The following is a 15,583-nucleotide window of genomic DNA, read 5'->3' on the forward strand; positions in this document are numbered from 1 at the left end:
ATCGATCTAGCGGCCGGTCCTCAGCACGACGTCCATCGCGCGCGCGAAGCCGTTATGCTCGTTGCTGTCGGTGACGTTTGTGGCGCGCGCCTTCACGTCGTCGCTCGCATTGCCCATCGCGAAGGAGACGCCGCTCTTTGCGAACATGGCGAGATCGTTCTGCATGTCGCCGATCGTCGCGACGTTCGCGAGCGGCACGCCGACGCGTTTGGCGATGGTCTCGACGAAGGTGCCCTTGTCGTGGCCGGGCGGCGTGATGTCGAGATAGTAGGTTTGCGAGCGGACTGCCAGCGCCTGGTTGCCGACCGCCTGCTGCATCTCGGCCTCGCAACGCTGCAGCAGGGCGGCGTCCGAGCTCGTGCCGACGATCTTGCAGGTCCGCTCGAGATAGGGCGCAAAATCCGGCACGATGGCCGGATCGTGCTTGATCGTGCGCTGCTCATGCGTGACGTATTCGCCGTCGGGATTGCGCGTCAGCCAGCGGTCGTTGGTGAACAGCCAGATGTCGATGCCGCGGTCGCGGAGCAGGCCGATGCTGCGCTTGACGATCGCAGGCGGGATCAGGTGCTGCTCGACCGGCTTGAGCTCCGCATCGACGATCGAAGAGCCGTTGAAGGCCCCGATCGGCAGTGTGATGGCGAGCGGCGCGACCAGGAAGTCCATCCCGATGGTCGGCCGGCTGGAAACGATGGTGAAGCCGATCCCGGCATCGTGCAGCCTGCGCACGGCGGCCTTGGCGCCATCGGTCAGGATCTTGTCCTTGGTCAGGAGCGTGCCGTCGACGTCGGACACGACAAGGTCGATACGGGTCATGGGCGGTCCAGGTTGAGTTGGCTGACAATGTCTTCGACAATGGTGTCGACCGTGCGGTCGATCGCGACCACGATCGGGCGCTCATCGGCGGTCGGCGGTTCCAGCGTCCTGAACTGGCTGGTGAGAAGACCGGGCGGCATGAAATGGCCCTTGCGCGCGGCCAGGCGTGCGGCGATCAGGTCCTGCGTGCCCTCGAGGAAAATGAGGCGGACGTCGTCGCGTCCATGCACCAGGATGTCGCGGTAGGTGCGCTTCAGCGCCGAGCAGGCGATCACGGCGCGTTCGCGCACCTTGCAGGTCCGGTCGATCTCGTCGGCGATCGCCTGCAGCCACGGCCGGCGGTCCTCGTCGGTCAGCGGCTGGCCCGCACTCATCTTCGCGACATTGCCCGGCGGGTGGAAGGTGTCGCCGTCCTCGTAGCGCCAGCCGATCCTGATCGCGAGGTGGTCGGCGATAGTGCTCTTGCCCGAGCCGGAAACACCCATCACCACCAGTGCGCAGGGGCTGTGCTTGTCACCCACGAAAATCCTCCGGCAGCGCGGCCTGATCGACGAGCCAGATGGTCTCGTGCTGCGATCGCGCGCGATTCGCCGGAAGGTTCTCGCCCGCGAGCAGTCGCGTCAAGATCGCGCGCTTGCCTTGGCCCGCGATCTCGAACAGCATCTCGCGGCAGGAGGCGAGCGCGGGCAGGGTCAGCGAGACGCGCGGCACGAACGGCTCGACATTGGCTTTGGGCACCCCGACCACCCAGCGCGCGGTCTCCTCGACCGCCGGGTAGCCGGGAAACAGCGAGGCGGTGTGGCCGTCGGGGCCGACGCCCATCAGCACGAGGTCGAACAGCGGCCGCGCCGGATCGAGCTGTTCGGCGCCGTAGAAGGCCATCAGCTCGTTCTCGTAGAGCGCAGCACTCTTGTCCGGGTCCAGGAGGTCGGCCGTGTCAGTGGCAATCGGATGGACATTGGCGGCCGGCGCGCAGCGGTCGAGAAAGGCCTGGCGTGCCATGCTCATGTTGTGCAGCGGGTCCTTGCGTGGCACTAGGCGTTCGTCGCCGATGAACCACTCCACGCGGTCCCATGGGATCATGCTGCGATACTCCGGCGTCGCCAAGAGCTGGTAGAGCGCCTTGGGGCTGGAGCCGCCGGTGAGGCAGATCGCGATCCGGCCGCTGTTCTCCGCGATCCGCGCGATCACGCGCTCGGCCGCAGCCTTTGCCAGCGCCGCCGGATCGGCAACGGCGATGATCCTGCGTTCGCTGCCCGCTGCCATGGTCAGCCGAGCTTCCGCCAGCTGCGGCCGTCGCGCGTCAACAGCGCGTTGGCGGCTTCTGGCCCTTCGCAGCCGGCCTTGTAGGGCTGCAGGCCGCGTCCGCCGGCGTTCTTCCAGGCATCGAGGAAGGGTTGCACCGCCTGCCAGCCGGCCTCGACGCTGTCGGCGCGCTGGAACAGGATGTTGTCGCCGATCATGCAGTCGTAGATCAGCGTCTCGTAGCCAGTCGATGGCTCCGCCTTAAAGTAGTCCTTGTAGCGGAACTTCATTTCGACGCCGTCGATATCGATGACCGGGCCCGGCACCTTGGTGTTGAACTGCAGCTCGATGCCCTCGGTCGGCTCGGTCGAGATGACCAGATAGTTCTGCGACAGGCGGTCGACCGGCGTGCTACGGAACATCGAGAACGGCGCCTGCTTGAACTTGATCGCGATCTCGGTGCGCTTGATGCCGAGCGCCTTGCCGGTGCGCAGATAGAACGGCACGCCGGCCCAGCGCCAGTTGTCGATCGTCAGCTTCAGCGCGGCATAGGTCTCCGTCGTGCTATCGGGCCTGACGTCGGGTGTCTTCAGATAATCCTCGATCTCGGTGTCGCCGACCTTGCCGCCGCGGTACTGGCCGCGCACCGAATTGTACAGCGCGTCATGCTCGCTCTGGATCTGAATCGCGCTGAGCACTTCGGCCTTTTCCGACCGCACCGCATGTGCATCGAACCGCGCGGGCGGCTCCATCGTCACCAGCGACAACAACTGAAACAGGTGGTTCGGCACCATGTCGCGCAGCGCGCCGGTGGCGTCGTAGAAGCTGCCGCGATGGCCGACGCCGATCTTCTCGTCGACCGTGATCTGGACGTGGTCGATGTGAGTGCGGTTCCAGATCGGCTCGAACATGCCGTTGGCAAACCGCAATACCAGGATGTTCTGGACGGTTTCCTTGCCGAGATAGTGGTCGATCCGGTAGATCTGATGCTCGTCCATCAGCTTCAGCAGTGCGGCATTCAGCGCCTTGGCCGATGCGAGATCGGTGCCGAACGGCTTCTCCACCACCAATCGCCGCCAGGCGCCGTTCTCTTCCAGCATTCCGGTACGTCCAAGCTGCTCGCTGATCGGCAGGAACGCGTTGGGCGGGGTCGCGAGATAGAACAGCCGGTTGCCGCCGGTGCCGCGCGCCTTTTCGAGCTTTTCGAGCCGTTCGCTCATTGCATCGAAGGACGCAGGGTCTCTCGGGTCGGCTTCGATCGAGGTGACGCATTCGAACAGCCGCCTGGCAATTGCATCGTCCACGGGACGGGTGGCGAATTTGCGCAGCCCCTGCATCAGGCTGTCGGTCATCTGGTCGCCCGACATGCCCTTGCGGGCAATGCCGACGACGCAGAACTTGTCCGGCAGCAGGTTGCCGGCGGCGAGATTGTAGAGGGCGGGGATCACCAGCCGGTGCGTCAGGTCACCGGTGGCGCCGAAGACGATGAAGGAGCAGGGATCGGGTTTCTTCTGTACGTGACCTTCAGCCATTCACTATCCCTTCTTGGGCGGCTCCTTGTGGCCGCCGAAGCCTGCGCGCATCGCCGAGAGTATTTTCTCCGCGAAGGTGTGATCCTTGCGCGAGCGGAAGCGAGTGTAGAGTGCGGCGGTCAGCACCTCGGCCGGAACGGCCTCGTCGACCGCCGCATTGACGGTCCAGCGTCCCTCGCCGGAATCCTCGACGAACCCGGAGTAGGTGTCGAGCGTATGGTTCTCCGCGAGCGCGGCCGCAGTGAGATCGAGCAGCCATGACGGGATCACGCTGCCGCGCCGCCACACCTCGGCGATGTCGGCAATATCGAGGTCGAAGCGATGATCCGGCGGCAGCGCCTCGATGTTGGCGTTCTTGAGGATGTCGAAACCTTCGGCATAGGCCTGCATCAGGCCGTATTCGATGCCGTTATGGATCATCTTGACGAAATGTCCGGCGCCCACGGGACCAGCGTGGATATAGCCCTGCTCGATGCGGGGATCCCGGCCCTCGCGGCCGGGCGTGCGCGGGATGTCGCCGAGGCCGGGCGCCAGTGCCTTGAAGATCGGGTCGAGCCGATCGACCACGGCCTTGTCGCCGCCGATCATCATGCAGTAGCCGCGCTCGATGCCCCAGATGCCGCCGCTGGTGCCGACATCGACGTAATGCAGCCCGCGCTGCTTCAGCGCCTTGCCGCGGCGGACGTCGTCCTGCCAGAACGTGTTGCCGCCGTCGATGATGACGTCGCCCGGCTGCATCAGCTTCGACAGCGCGTCGATGGTAGCCTCGGTGATCTTGCCCGCCGGAAGCATCACCCAGGCGGTGCGCGGCGCCTGCAGCTTGAGCACGAAGTCCTCCAGCGACGAGGAGGGCGCGGCATTGTCGGCGGCGAGCGACGCCACCGCCTTGGCGTCCTTGTCGTAGACCACGGTCGTGTGGCCGTGCTTCATCAGGCGGCGGACGATGTTGCCGCCCATCCGCCCCAGACCGATCATGCCAAGTTGCATCTCGGGCCTCCGTCAGTTCAGCGCCGCCGAGATCGCGGCATCGAGCGCCGCCAATCCGGAGGCGAGATCGCCCTTGAGATGCACGCGCAGGGCCCGTCGGCCGCGCTCCGTGAGCACGTCGAAATCGCCGCGCGCCTGCGCTGCCTTGATCACGCCGAAGCTCGCCTTTTGGCCGGGAACCGGCAGGTCCTTGGCGTCGTCCGCCGTGACCTGCAGGAACACGCCGCTGTCGGGCCCGCCCTTGTAGGCCTGCCCGGTCGAGTGCAGGAAGCGCGGGCCAAACTCGGCACAGGTCGCAAGGTGCTTGGCGTCACGCACCTTCAGCCGCATCGTCTGCATGCTGTCGATGGTGTCGTGCTCGCGCTCGATATAGGCGAGCAGGGCGACATAGTCGCCGCGGCCGCAGCGCGAAAGATGCGCTCTGATCCATGAGTTGAGGTCGCCGTCGGCGCCGGCCTTGCGCAGCTCCTCGGCGTTCTGCGCGTCGGTGTAGAGATCGGCTTCCGCCGACGACACCACCGGTTGCTCCTCGGGCAGTGCGCCGGTCTTCTCGAACGCCGCCGTGAGTTCGCGCGTCTTGACCTTCGCTGCCTCGACGTCGGGCTGGTTGAACGGGTTGATGCCGAGGATCGAGCCTGCCACCGCGGTTGCGATCTCGAAGCGGAAGAACTCCTGGCCGATATGGTCGATCGATTTCATCACGATCCGCACGACCGGATGGCCGGCGGCCGCGAGCGCGGCGAGCTTTGCCTCATGGGCGGTATCGTCCTCGTCCTCGGTGCGCAGGTCGATGAAGAAGCGGTCGTTGCCGTAGCTGATGGGTTCGCCGATCGTTTCGCCGTCGATCGGGATCAGGCCCTTGCCGTCCTTGCCGGTCGATTCCGCGATCAACTGCTCGGCCCAGGCGCCGAAATCGGCGACCTTTGGCGAGGCGAAGATCGTCACCTTGTCGCGGCCCTCGAGGCCGGCAAGGCCCATGGCAAGGCCGAGCTGCACGCCGGGGTTCTCATGCGGCGGCACGTCGGCGCCGCAGGAGCGCACCATGGCGAGCGCATGTTGGACCAGGCTGCGGACGTCGATGCCGGCAGCGGCCGCCGGCACCAGCCCGAATGGCGAGAGCACGGAATAGCGGCCGCCGATCGTGGGATCGCCGTAGAAGATGCGGGCAAAGCCCTGCTTGATGGCGACCTTCTGCAGCGACGAGCCGGGATCGGTCACGGCAATGAAGCGGTGGCCAGCCTTGTCCTTCCCGATCGCCTTGGCAACGCGATCAAAGAAATAGTCCTTCATCACGTTCGGCTCGGTGGTGCCGCCGGACTTGGAGGAGACAATGAACAGCGTCTTGGCGATGTCGACGCTCTCCTCCATCGCGCGCACCTGCGCCGGATCGGTGGAGTCGAGCACGCGCAGCTTCGGGAAGCCGGATTTGTGCGGGAAGGTTTCGGCCAGCACCTCCGGACCGAGGCTCGATCCGCCCATGCCGAGCACGACCGCGTCCGTGAACTGTTGCCCCTGCACGCGGCGGGCGAAATCCTCGTAGTCGGGGACGTTGGCCGAGGCGGCGCTGGTGAGCCAGCCCAGCCATTTGTTCTCGTCGTCGCCGGTCCAGACCGACTTGTCCTTCTGCCAAAGCCTGCGGATCTTGCCGACGGCGCGCCACTCCTCGGTGCTCTTCTCGACCGCCTTTTCGATGGTCGGGCCGAGCACAAGCTTCTGATGGTCGATGCCGCCCAGCGAGGTCGCGCGCTTGAAGGCAACCGCGCCGTAGAGCTTGTCGGTCGCGTCGGCGAACAGCTTGACGCCGTCCTTCACCAGTTCCGCGGTGATCGCGTCGAGCGAGATGCCAGATTTCTCCAGCTCATCCAGCACGCGCCGGGCGTCGTCGATGTCCTCCTCGAGGCTGTCGCGCAGCTTGCCGTGGTCGCGGAAGGCCTCGAGCGTAGCCGGCGGCATGGTATTGACGGTGTCGGGACCGATCAGCTCCTCGACATAGAGGACGTCGCTGTAATCCTTGTTCTTGGTGCCGGTCGAGGCCCACAGCAGCCGCTGCGGCTTGGCGCCCTTGGCCTTGAGCTTGTCCCAGCGGGGGCCCGCGAACAGGCGCTTGTAGTCCTGGTAGGCCAGCTTGGCGTTGGCGATCGCGACCTTGCCCTTCAATGCGGCGAGCCGCTCCTTTTCGGACGGGTCGTTCGCCCTGGCGATCTTCTCGTCGAGCTGCTTGTCGACCGCGGTATCGATGCGGCTGACGAAGAAGCTCGCGACGCTTGCGATATGGGAGGGATCGCCGCCCTTGGCGACATATTTTTCGATGCCCTTGAGATAGGCTTCCGCCACCCGGCGGTAGACCTTCTGCGAGAACAGCAGCGTGATGTTGATGCTGATGCCTTCGCCGATCAGCTGTTCGATCGCAGGCAGGCCTTCCGGCGTCGCGGGCACCTTGACCATCAGGTTCTTGCGGTGGACGTCCTTCCACAGCCGCTCGGCTTCGGCGATCGTGCCCTTGGTGTCCAATGCGAGATAGGGAGACACTTCCAGGCTGACGAAGCCATCGCCGCCCTCGGTCCGGTCGTACACCGGGCTCAGCACGTCGGCGGCATGCTGGATATCGGCGACCGCGAGATGCTCGAACAGGTCGGCGACCGAGCGGTCGCCCCTCTGGAGGGCCCGGCCGATCGCACCGTCATATTCGTCCGAGCTGCCGATCGCCTTCTCAAAAATCGAGGGGTTGGACGTTACGCCTTTAACGCCGTCGGTCTCGATCAACCGCTTCAGGTCGCCCTTGGCGACGAAGCCGCGGGCCAGGAAGTCCAGCCAGACTGCCTGGCCATGGTTTTCGAGTGCTTTGACGGGATTCATGGGTGCCTGTTCTCGTTCGATCGAGGTCGGTTTTTGGGTTCCCGGGCAGCTTTCGGGGGCGGAAGCGGATTGTCAACATGGGGTGGGGGCCCGGGCGGAATATCAGCATTTCCAAGGGATAACGCCATTCACATCAGTTCGATCCCTCCGGATGCTGACCCGAAGAAAACCCGATCTCAGCGCATTTTTATGACGTGTCGCGGGGCGCGCCACCGGCTCACGGCCTCAGGTACAAGTAGCCCTGCGACTGCAGCTCGGCGAGGCGGACCACGCCGCCCCTCTCGGCGCTGACGAAGCCGGGGAGCAGGTCGGTCAGGCTGATGTGCTGGGATTTCATGGTGTTGCCGCAGGCGGCGAGCTCGATCCCGTCCTTTGCGAACTGGCCGACATGGCGCGCCAGGTCGGGATTGGCCGCGGCCGAGTGAAACGCCTTCAATGCCTGGCCGTGTATCACCAGCGCGATCGTCACATTGTCGGGGCCGCCGACACCATCGAGATGGTTCTGGATGTTGCCGATCACGAAGTTGACCTTGTCGAGGTCGTCGAGGTGATAGACCACCTTCAGCTTCTTCGGCGACGCCTCCGTGGTCGCGCTCGCCCGTGACGCTGCGAAGACCGCGCCGACCGCCGAGACGGCGCCCCACAAGATGCCGCGTCGATGCATGGCGTCCCTCCCGCAGATGTTGTTGACCGGGCGAAGCCTATCACTTGTGGCGGAGTGCCGCGAGTTCCTTGCGGTCGGTGACAAGCTCGGCGCATTCGCTCGTATCCGCGCGATCGACCCGGAAGATCTTGTCGTCTGCACCGGCGACCAGCGCGTCTCCGGCCTCGTCGTCCGGCTTGTCGCGATTCCAGACCACGATTTTTTGGAGACGGATGGTCGCAGACTTGTCGTCCTTCGACAGCGCCACATTGATGCCACCGCCTTCACAATCGACGCCGCAGTCGAAGCGCACTTCACTACCGGCGGCGGTCGCGATCGCGTGATCGCAGTAGCCGCTGGAATCGAAATTGCCGGTGCGATGGCGGTACTGGATGCCGAGGCGGAACGAGTAGTTGAGGGCCTTGTCCTCCGGCCCGCCTTCCGCCGTGACCAGCAGCTTCATCGCGCTGACCTTCTGCCGCGGATGTTGCGCCAGATGATCTGCATCGTATCGTCGCACAAAGCAGGCATAGGCTTTCGCGCCCGGAGGGCCTCCAAACACCCTGTCGTCGAAGGCGGCAGCCTTTGCCCTGTCGACGCCTTCCTGCGCCTGAACGGCTAACGTGGTGCCCGCGCATGCCGCAGTTGCGAGAGCGACGACAAAGAGTGTCCGCTTCATGACCGGCCTCGGGAATATGCCGCGCCGTCGTGGCATCACCATTGATGCGCGGCGATGGTGTCGCGCGGAACTGCGCGGGCTCGCTGCCTTAGTCGCGGCGACAAGAAGGCACGTTCAACGGCGCCTGGACCTATTTGTTCATGCAGTCTGGGAGGTGTGCATCTTGACGCCACGGCTGGACAGTCACACCTTTTCAGGGAGGCCAACGTTCATCGACAGGCAGGGAAGTTTGCCCCGCTCGGATGTCCGCCTTTGGAGGCCGGGCCCGTTAAACCACGGATGTTGCGAGAGTGCGACAACGGCCAGAAACAGGGGGATCTTGATGAACTATTAAGCTTCCTGCCTGTTGATAAGGCAGAGGCTGCACGCGCCGTGCATTGCCGAACCGAGTCGGTCGAGTGTCCAATGGACCCAGCGTGCCGACGCTGATTCGATCCTTGGATGCTCTGGTTACGACTCGTGTCAGTCGTGCGGCGATACATATCGTGGAGAGAGGGATCATGTACAACGATTCTTTGTTCAACGCCTTTGCCAGGTCGTTTGAAGCACGAAGCCAGACCGACATGTCGATGGCCGAGTATTTGGAGTCGTGTCGAAGCGATCCGATGCGATATGCAAATGCGGCCGAGCGGTTATTGGCGGCGATCGGTGAGCCCCAGATGATCGACACGGCCAAGGACCCACGCCTTGGCCGTATCTTTTTGAACCGTACGATACGTTCCTATCCCGCCTTCGCCGGCTTCTACGGCATGGAAGACACGATCGAGCGCCTTGTCGGCTTCTTTCGCCATGCGGCACAGGGCCTCGAAGAGCGCAAGCAGATCCTTTACCTGCTCGGGCCGGTCGGCGGCGGCAAGTCGTCGCTCGCCGAGCGCATCAAGTCGTTGATGGAGGTTCACCCGATCTACGTGCTGAAGGCCGGCGACGAGCTCTCGCCCGTGTTCGAGAGCCCGCTCGGCCTGTTCGATCCGGAACAGCTTGGGCCGATGATCGAGGAGAAGTACGGCATCCCGCGACGCCGGCTAAGCGGACCGATGTCGCCATGGGCCTACAAGCGGCTCGAAGCCTTCGGCGGCGATATCTCGCAGTTCCGCGTCGCGCGCATCCAGCCCTCTCGGTTGCGCCAGATCGCGGTTGCGAAGACCGAGCCCGGTGACGAGAACAACCAGGACATCTCCTCGCTGGTCGGCAAGGTCGACATCCGCAAGCTCGAGACCTACGCGCAGAACGATCCGGACGCCTACAGCTATTCCGGCGGCCTCAATCGCGCCAACCAGGGCGTGCTTGAGTTCGTCGAAATGTTCAAGGCGCCGATCAAGATGCTGCATCCGCTGCTGACGGCGACGCAGGAAGGCAACTACATCGGCACCGAGAATATCGGCGCGATCCCCTTCACCGGCATCATCCTCGCGCACTCCAACGAAGCAGAGTGGCAGAGCTTCAAGACCAACAAGAACAACGAGGCCTTTATCGACCGCGTCTGTGTCATCAAGGTCCCGTATGTCCTGCGAGTGACCGAGGAGCAGAAGATCTACGAGAAGCTGATCCAGAGCTCCGAGCTCGCCGCCGCGCCCTGTGCACCGGCGACGCTCGAAACGATGGCTCGCTTCTGCGTCATGTCGCGCCTGCGCAAGCACGAGAACTCGACGCTGTTTGGCAAGATGCGGGTCTATGACGGCGAGAGCCTGAAGGAGTCCGATCCGAAGGCGCGCAGCGTGCAGGAGTACCGGGACGCCGCCGGCGTCGACGAAGGCATGGACGGCGTCTCGACCCGCTTTGCCTTCAAGGTGCTGGCCTCGACCTTCAACCATGACACCACCGAGGTCGGCGCCGATGCGGTGCACCTGATGTATGTGCTGGAACAGGCGATCCGGCGCGAGCAGCTGCCCGACGAGGTCGAGAAGCGCTATCTCGAATTCATCAAGGCCGATCTCGCGCCACGCTATGCCGAGTTCATTGGCAACGAGATCCAGAAGGCCTATCTGGAATCCTACGCCGACTACGGGCAGAATCTGTTCGACCGCTACGTCGATTATGCCGACGCCTGGATCGAAGATCAGGACTTCAAGGATCCCGACACCGGTCAGCTGATGAACCGCGAGCTGTTGAACCAGGAGCTGACCAAGATCGAGAAGCCCGCCGGCATTGCCAACCCGAAGGATTTCCGCAACGAGGTCGTCAAGTTCTCGCTGCGGTCGCGGGCGCACAATGGCGGCAAGAATCCGAGCTGGACCTCCTATGAAAAGGTTCGTGACGTGATCGAGAAGCGGATCTTTTCGCAGGTCGAGGATCTGCTTCCGGTCATCTCGTTCGGTTCCAAGAAGGACGGCGAGACCGAGAAGAAGCACGGCGAGTTCGTCGCGCGGATGGTGGAGCGCGGTTATACCGAGCGCCAGGTCCGCCGCCTCGTCGAGTGGTACATGAGGGTGAAGCAGGCCGGTTAGGCATGATCCGAACACTGTACATCGGTTTTCCTTGCTCAATCAGATGAGATTGTGATGTGATCTTTCCTGATCGCGTCATGATCCGAGGGAAGATGCAACGTGGTCATGCATATCGTCGATCGGCGGCTCAATCCGGGTAGCAAGAGCCTGGAGAACCGCCAGCGCTTCCTGCGGCGCGCCAAGGCGCTGGTTCAGGGAGCCGTAAAGAAGTCGTCGCAGAACCGGGACATCAAGGATGTTCTGGAAGGCGGCGAAGTGACGATCCCGCTGGACGGCATGGACGAGCCGCGGTTCCGGCGCGAGGGCGGCACGCGTGACATGGTGCTGCCCGGCAACAAGAAATTCGTCGAAGGCGACTGGTTGCCGCGTCCGAACCAGAGCGGAGCCAAGGGCTCGGGAGCCGGCGAGGGCGACAGCGAGGACGCGTTCCGTTTCGTGCTCAGCCGCGACGAGTTCGTCGACCTGTTCCTCGATGACTTGGAATTGCCGGACCTTGCCAAGCGCAAGCTTGCGGAGACCGAGAGCGAGGGCATCCAGCGCGCCGGCTACGCCACGTCGGGCTCGCCGGCGAACATCTCGATCAGCCGCACCGTGAGCCGGGCGCTGGCGCGCCGCGTGGCGCTGCGCCGACCGCGCAAGGAGGACATCGAGGCCCTCGAGGCCGAACTTGCGGAATGTGAAGATGCGGCGCGCCGGCGCGAACTGCTGGCGCTGCTCGAGGCCCTGAAGGCGAAGGCCAAGCGGATCCCGTTCATCGATCCGATCGACATCCGCTACCGCCGTTTCGAGGCGGTGCCGAAACCGGTGGCGCAAGCTGTGATGTTCTGCCTGATGGACGTCTCGGGGTCGATGTCCGAGCACATGAAGGATCTGGCAAAGCGGTTCTATATGCTGCTCTACGTCTTCCTGAAGCGGCGTTATCGCCATGTCGAGATCGTGTTCATCCGTCATACCGACCGCGCCGAGGAGGTCGACGAGGAGACCTTCTTCCACGGGCCGGCCTCCGGCGGCACGTTGGTGTCGAGCGCGCTGGTCGCGATGGACGAGATCGTTCGTACGCGCTTCCGCCCGGCGGACTGGAACATCTACGCCGCCCAGGCCTCCGACGGCGACAACATGACGTCCGACAGCGTGCTGACGGGCCAGCTTCTGACCGATAGGATCCTGCCGGTGAGCCAGTTCTTCGCCTATCTCGAGGTCGGCGAGGCCGCCAACTACACCTTCGACATGCCAGATTCCTCGCTCTGGACGCTCTACGAGCGCCTGCGCAACGATGGCGCGCCGCTGTCGATGCGCAAGGTGAGCGAGCGCGGTGAAATCTTCCCGGTGTTCCAGGACCTGTTCAAGCGCCGCGGCAAGCAGGAAAGGGTTGCGTGATGGCATCTTCCGGCGAGTTGCTGTTCGAGGGCGCCGACTGGGACTTCCGTACCTTGCAGCGGGTTCACGACGCCTGCGAGGAGATCGCGCGCACCGAACTTGGCCTGGATGTCTATCCGAACCAGATCGAGGTCATCACCGCCGAGCAGATGCTCGACGCCTATTCGTCAGTCGGCATGCCGCTGTTCTACAAGCACTGGTCGTTCGGCAAGCAGTTCGCCTTCCAGGAGGCGTCCTATCGCAAGGGCCTGATGGGCCTCGCCTATGAGATCGTGATCAACTCGTCGCCGTGCATCTCCTATTTGATGGAGGAGAACACCGCGACGATGCAGACGCTGGTGATTGCGCACGCGGCCTTCGGGCACAATCATTTCTTCAAGAACAACTACCTGTTCAAGCAGTGGACCGACGCCGACGGCATCCTCGACTATCTCGAGTTCGCCAAGGCCTACATCTCGGCTTGCGAGGACCGTCACGGCAGCGAGGCGGTGGAACGGACGCTCGATGCCGCGCATGCGCTGATGTCGCACGGCGTCGACCGCTATCCCGGCAAGAAGGCGCTCGACCTCCGCACTGAGGAAAAGCGCGCCGGAGAGCGCCGGCAGCACGAGGAGAGCATCTTCAACGATTTGTGGCGGACGGTGCCGCACACCAAGACCAAGAGTAAGGCTGCGCTCACGGCCGAGCGCCGCCGTGCGCTGCTCGGGCTGCCGCAGGAGAATATCCTTTATTTCCTGGAGAAGTCTGCGCCCCGGCTGCAGCCCTGGCAGCGAGAGATCATCCGTATCGTTCGCCACATCGCGCAGTACTTCTATCCGCAGAGCCAGACCAAGGTGATGAACGAGGGCACCGCCACCTACGTCCATTATCGCATCATCAATCGCCTGCACCGGCAGGGCCGGATCACCGACGGCAATTTCCTGGAGTTCCTGCAGTCGCACACCAATGTGGTGTTCCAGCCCGAATTCGACGACCGCCGCTACTCGGGCTTCAATCCTTATGCGCTCGGCTTTGCGATGATGCAGGACATCGAGCGGATCGTGACCAATCCGGAGGAGGAAGACCGCGAGTGGTTCCCCGATATCGCGGGCAAGGGCGACGTCGAGGGTGTGCTGCGCGAGATCTGGAGCAATTATCGCGACGAAAGCTTCATCGGCCAGTTCCTCAGCCCGGCGCTGATCCGTCGCTTCCGCATGTTCCACCTGCACGACGATCCCGCCGAGAGCGCAGGGATCAGGGTCGATGCGATCCACGACGAGCGCGGCTATCGCCGGGTGCGTCGCGAGCTGGCGCGGCAATACGACGTCGGCTTCGTCGACGCCAATATCGAGGTGGTCGATGTCGATCTCGCCGGCGATCGCCGGCTGCTGCTGCGCCACACCACGGTGAAGGGCGCGCAACTCAACGAGACCGACACGCGGCGCGTGCTGCAGCACCTCGCCGATCTCTGGAGCTACGACGTTGCGTTGACCGAGGTCGATGGCACCGACAAGGTGCTGAAGGAATACGTCATCAGCCCGCGCGCGGCGGCGATTGCGGCGTAGCGGACGCTAGCGCCGCTGCATCGACCGTCGTACGGAATGGATTTCTCGCTTGATGAACCTTCGTGACTATCGAAGGTCTGCATCGCGAACGTCACAGAAACATTCAGCTCACATGACGCCGTCGCGCCGAGCGCGCCAAGGTGATTGCCGGCGCGCGGAAATTTCTTGGTGATTGCCTGCGCGGACGCGATTGATAATGTGCGCCGCGTCAAGAAAACCAAGAAGAGGACTTTACTCTTGTCAACTCGCACATGTCTGGCGGGCTCTCTCGCCGTTGCTGCGCTCACGGCCTCGCTGATCTCGCCGTCTGTTGCAGCCGAGACTTCGATCAAGATCGGCAACACCGCACCCTATAGCGGCCCGGCATCTGCCTACGGCACGATTGCGCGTGCCGAGGCGGCGTATTTCCAGATGCTCAACGATCAGGGCGGCATCAACGGCCGCAAGATCGAGTTCGAGAGTCTCGACGACGCCTATTCGCCGTCGAAGACGGTCGAGCAGACGCGCAAGCTGGTCGAGCAGGATGAGGTGCTCGCGCTCTTCAGCGCGGTCGGCACCGCGCCTAACATCGCCGTGCAGAAGTACCTCAACATCAAGCACGTGCCCCAGCTGTTCGTCTCGTCGGGCGCGACGCGGTGGAACGATCCGAAGCATTCCCCCTGGACGGTCGGCTTCAATCCGACCTACGAGCTCGAAGGCAAGCTTTACGCAAAATACATCCTGAAGACCAAGCCGGATGCGAAGATCGCCGTCATCACGCCGAACGAGGACGCCGGCAAGGATTATCTGAAGGGTTTCAAGGAAGGGCTCGGCGAGCATGTCGGCCAGATCGTCGCGGAGACGACTTATCTGACGACCGACCCGACCATCGATTCACAGATGGTGACGATGCGTGAGTCGGGCGCGGACGTGTTCTTCGCGGAGGCGACGCCGAAATTCGCGGCGCAGGCGCTGCGCAAGGCGGCGGGCATGGGCTGGAAGCCGCTGACCATCCTGCCGTCGGTATCCAACTCGGTCTCGGCGGTGCTCGAACCGGCCGGTCTCGAGAATGTCGTCGGCGTGGTGACCGGCCTTTATTTGAAGGATCCTACGGATCCGCGCTGGGCCGACGATCCCGGGCAGAAGGAGTTTTCAGCCTGGATGAGGAAGTACCAGCCGAACGCCAGCCCGGGCGATCTCTTCAACGTGCAGGGCTACACCGTCGCGCAGGTCATGACGGCTGTGCTGAAGAACTGCAACGGCGACTACAGCCGCGACAACATCATCAAGCAGGCGACCAACCTGAAGGCGCTGGACATGCCGATGCTGTTGCCGGGCATCAAGATCCAGACCGAGCCTGACAACGTGACGCCGATCCGGCAGATCCAGATGGCGCGGTTCGACGGCAAGTCCTGGGCGTTGTTCGGCGATGTTCTGAGCGACAACTAACCGCCAAAACGCGAACCGGGCCTTCCGGCGGAGTC

Annotated in this window: 12 protein-coding genes; 4 read left to right on the forward strand and 8 right to left on the reverse strand. The window is 63.8% G+C overall.

Annotated features, from left to right (window positions below; all coding sequences use genetic code 11):
- Nucleotides 1-6: 6 nt before the first annotated feature.
- The 8 genes from MTX23_RS08515 to MTX23_RS08550 all read right to left on the reverse strand — a co-directional run bounded on the left by MTX23_RS08515 (nucleotide 7) and on the right by MTX23_RS08550 (nucleotide 8,755).
- Nucleotides 7-813, reverse strand: a complete 807-nt coding sequence (locus MTX23_RS08515) for a Cof-type HAD-IIB family hydrolase (RefSeq protein ID WP_280976181.1) — start codon at nucleotides 811-813, stop codon at nucleotides 7-9.
- Nucleotides 810-1,298, reverse strand: coding sequence for a gluconokinase (locus MTX23_RS08520; protein ID WP_280978007.1), 489 nt, complete (start codon nucleotides 1,296-1,298; stop codon nucleotides 810-812). The genes MTX23_RS08515 and MTX23_RS08520 overlap by 4 nt, the downstream gene beginning before the upstream one ends.
- Before the next feature lie 28 nt (nucleotides 1,299-1,326).
- Nucleotides 1,327-2,079 (reverse strand): 6-phosphogluconolactonase, encoded by a 753-nt coding sequence (gene pgl, locus MTX23_RS08525; RefSeq protein ID WP_280976182.1) that lies wholly within the window; start codon nucleotides 2,077-2,079, stop codon nucleotides 1,327-1,329.
- 2 nt (nucleotides 2,080-2,081) lie between these two features.
- Complete coding sequence (gene zwf / locus MTX23_RS08530) at nucleotides 2,082-3,590, reverse strand: glucose-6-phosphate dehydrogenase (RefSeq protein WP_280976183.1); 1,509 nt, start codon at nucleotides 3,588-3,590, stop codon at nucleotides 2,082-2,084.
- Between the two features lie 3 nt (nucleotides 3,591-3,593).
- Nucleotides 3,594-4,577, reverse strand: a complete 984-nt coding sequence (gene gnd / locus MTX23_RS08535; protein ID WP_280976184.1) for a phosphogluconate dehydrogenase (NAD(+)-dependent, decarboxylating) — start codon at nucleotides 4,575-4,577, stop codon at nucleotides 3,594-3,596.
- 12 nt (nucleotides 4,578-4,589) lie between these two features.
- Nucleotides 4,590-7,433, reverse strand: a complete 2,844-nt coding sequence (locus MTX23_RS08540) for a bifunctional transaldolase/phosoglucose isomerase (RefSeq protein WP_280976185.1) — start codon at nucleotides 7,431-7,433, stop codon at nucleotides 4,590-4,592.
- 217 nt (nucleotides 7,434-7,650) lie between these two features.
- A complete protein-coding gene (locus MTX23_RS08545) occupies nucleotides 7,651-8,097 on the reverse strand; it encodes a DsrE family protein (RefSeq protein WP_280976186.1) in 447 nt (148 codons plus the stop codon).
- Between the two features lie 40 nt (nucleotides 8,098-8,137).
- Nucleotides 8,138-8,755: a hypothetical protein gene (locus tag MTX23_RS08550; RefSeq protein ID WP_280976187.1), complete on the reverse strand. Its 618-nt coding sequence runs from the start codon at nucleotides 8,753-8,755 to the stop codon at nucleotides 8,138-8,140.
- Nucleotides 8,756-9,255: 500 nt separating this feature from the next.
- On the opposite strand from MTX23_RS08550, the gene MTX23_RS08555 reads away from it, so the two are divergent.
- The 4 genes from MTX23_RS08555 (at nucleotide 9,256) to MTX23_RS08570 (ending at nucleotide 15,548) form a co-directional block, all read left to right on the forward strand.
- Nucleotides 9,256-11,199 (forward strand): PrkA family serine protein kinase, encoded by a 1,944-nt coding sequence (locus MTX23_RS08555; RefSeq protein WP_280976188.1) that lies wholly within the window; start codon nucleotides 9,256-9,258, stop codon nucleotides 11,197-11,199.
- Between the two features lie 105 nt (nucleotides 11,200-11,304).
- A complete protein-coding gene (locus MTX23_RS08560) occupies nucleotides 11,305-12,576 on the forward strand; it encodes a YeaH/YhbH family protein (protein WP_280978008.1) in 1,272 nt (423 codons plus the stop codon).
- Nucleotides 12,576-14,120, forward strand: a complete 1,545-nt coding sequence (locus MTX23_RS08565) for a SpoVR family protein (RefSeq protein WP_280978009.1) — start codon at nucleotides 12,576-12,578, stop codon at nucleotides 14,118-14,120. The genes MTX23_RS08560 and MTX23_RS08565 overlap by 1 nt, the downstream gene beginning before the upstream one ends.
- 237 nt (nucleotides 14,121-14,357) lie before the next feature.
- Complete coding sequence (locus MTX23_RS08570; protein ID WP_280976189.1) at nucleotides 14,358-15,548, forward strand: ABC transporter substrate-binding protein; 1,191 nt, start codon at nucleotides 14,358-14,360, stop codon at nucleotides 15,546-15,548.
- Nucleotides 15,549-15,583: the final 35 nt, after the last annotated feature.

The sequence above is a fragment of the Bradyrhizobium sp. ISRA436 genome, assembly GCF_029910015.1.
Taxonomy (GTDB): Bacteria; Pseudomonadota; Alphaproteobacteria; order Rhizobiales; family Xanthobacteraceae; genus Bradyrhizobium.

Coding starts and splice junctions, on each gene's coding strand:
- MTX23_RS08555 (WP_280976188.1), top strand. CDS start 9,256: ATGTACAACGATTCTTTGTTCAACGCCTTTGCCAGGTCGTTTGAAGCA.
- MTX23_RS08550 (WP_280976187.1), bottom strand. CDS start 8,755: ATGAAGCGGACACTCTTTGTCGTCGCTCTCGCAACTGCGGCATGCGCG.
- MTX23_RS08560 (WP_280978008.1), top strand. CDS start 11,305: ATGCATATCGTCGATCGGCGGCTCAATCCGGGTAGCAAGAGCCTGGAG.
- gnd (WP_280976184.1), bottom strand. CDS start 4,577: ATGCAACTTGGCATGATCGGTCTGGGGCGGATGGGCGGCAACATCGTC.
- MTX23_RS08540 (WP_280976185.1), bottom strand. CDS start 7,433: ATGAATCCCGTCAAAGCACTCGAAAACCATGGCCAGGCAGTCTGGCTG.
- pgl (WP_280976182.1), bottom strand. CDS start 2,079: ATGGCAGCGGGCAGCGAACGCAGGATCATCGCCGTTGCCGATCCGGCG.
- MTX23_RS08515 (WP_280976181.1), bottom strand. CDS start 813: ATGACCCGTATCGACCTTGTCGTGTCCGACGTCGACGGCACGCTCCTG.
- MTX23_RS08565 (WP_280978009.1), top strand. CDS start 12,576: ATGGCATCTTCCGGCGAGTTGCTGTTCGAGGGCGCCGACTGGGACTTC.
- MTX23_RS08520 (WP_280978007.1), bottom strand. CDS start 1,298: ATGGGTGTTTCCGGCTCGGGCAAGAGCACTATCGCCGACCACCTCGCG.
- zwf (WP_280976183.1), bottom strand. CDS start 3,590: ATGGCTGAAGGTCACGTACAGAAGAAACCCGATCCCTGCTCCTTCATC.
- MTX23_RS08545 (WP_280976186.1), bottom strand. CDS start 8,097: ATGCATCGACGCGGCATCTTGTGGGGCGCCGTCTCGGCGGTCGGCGCG.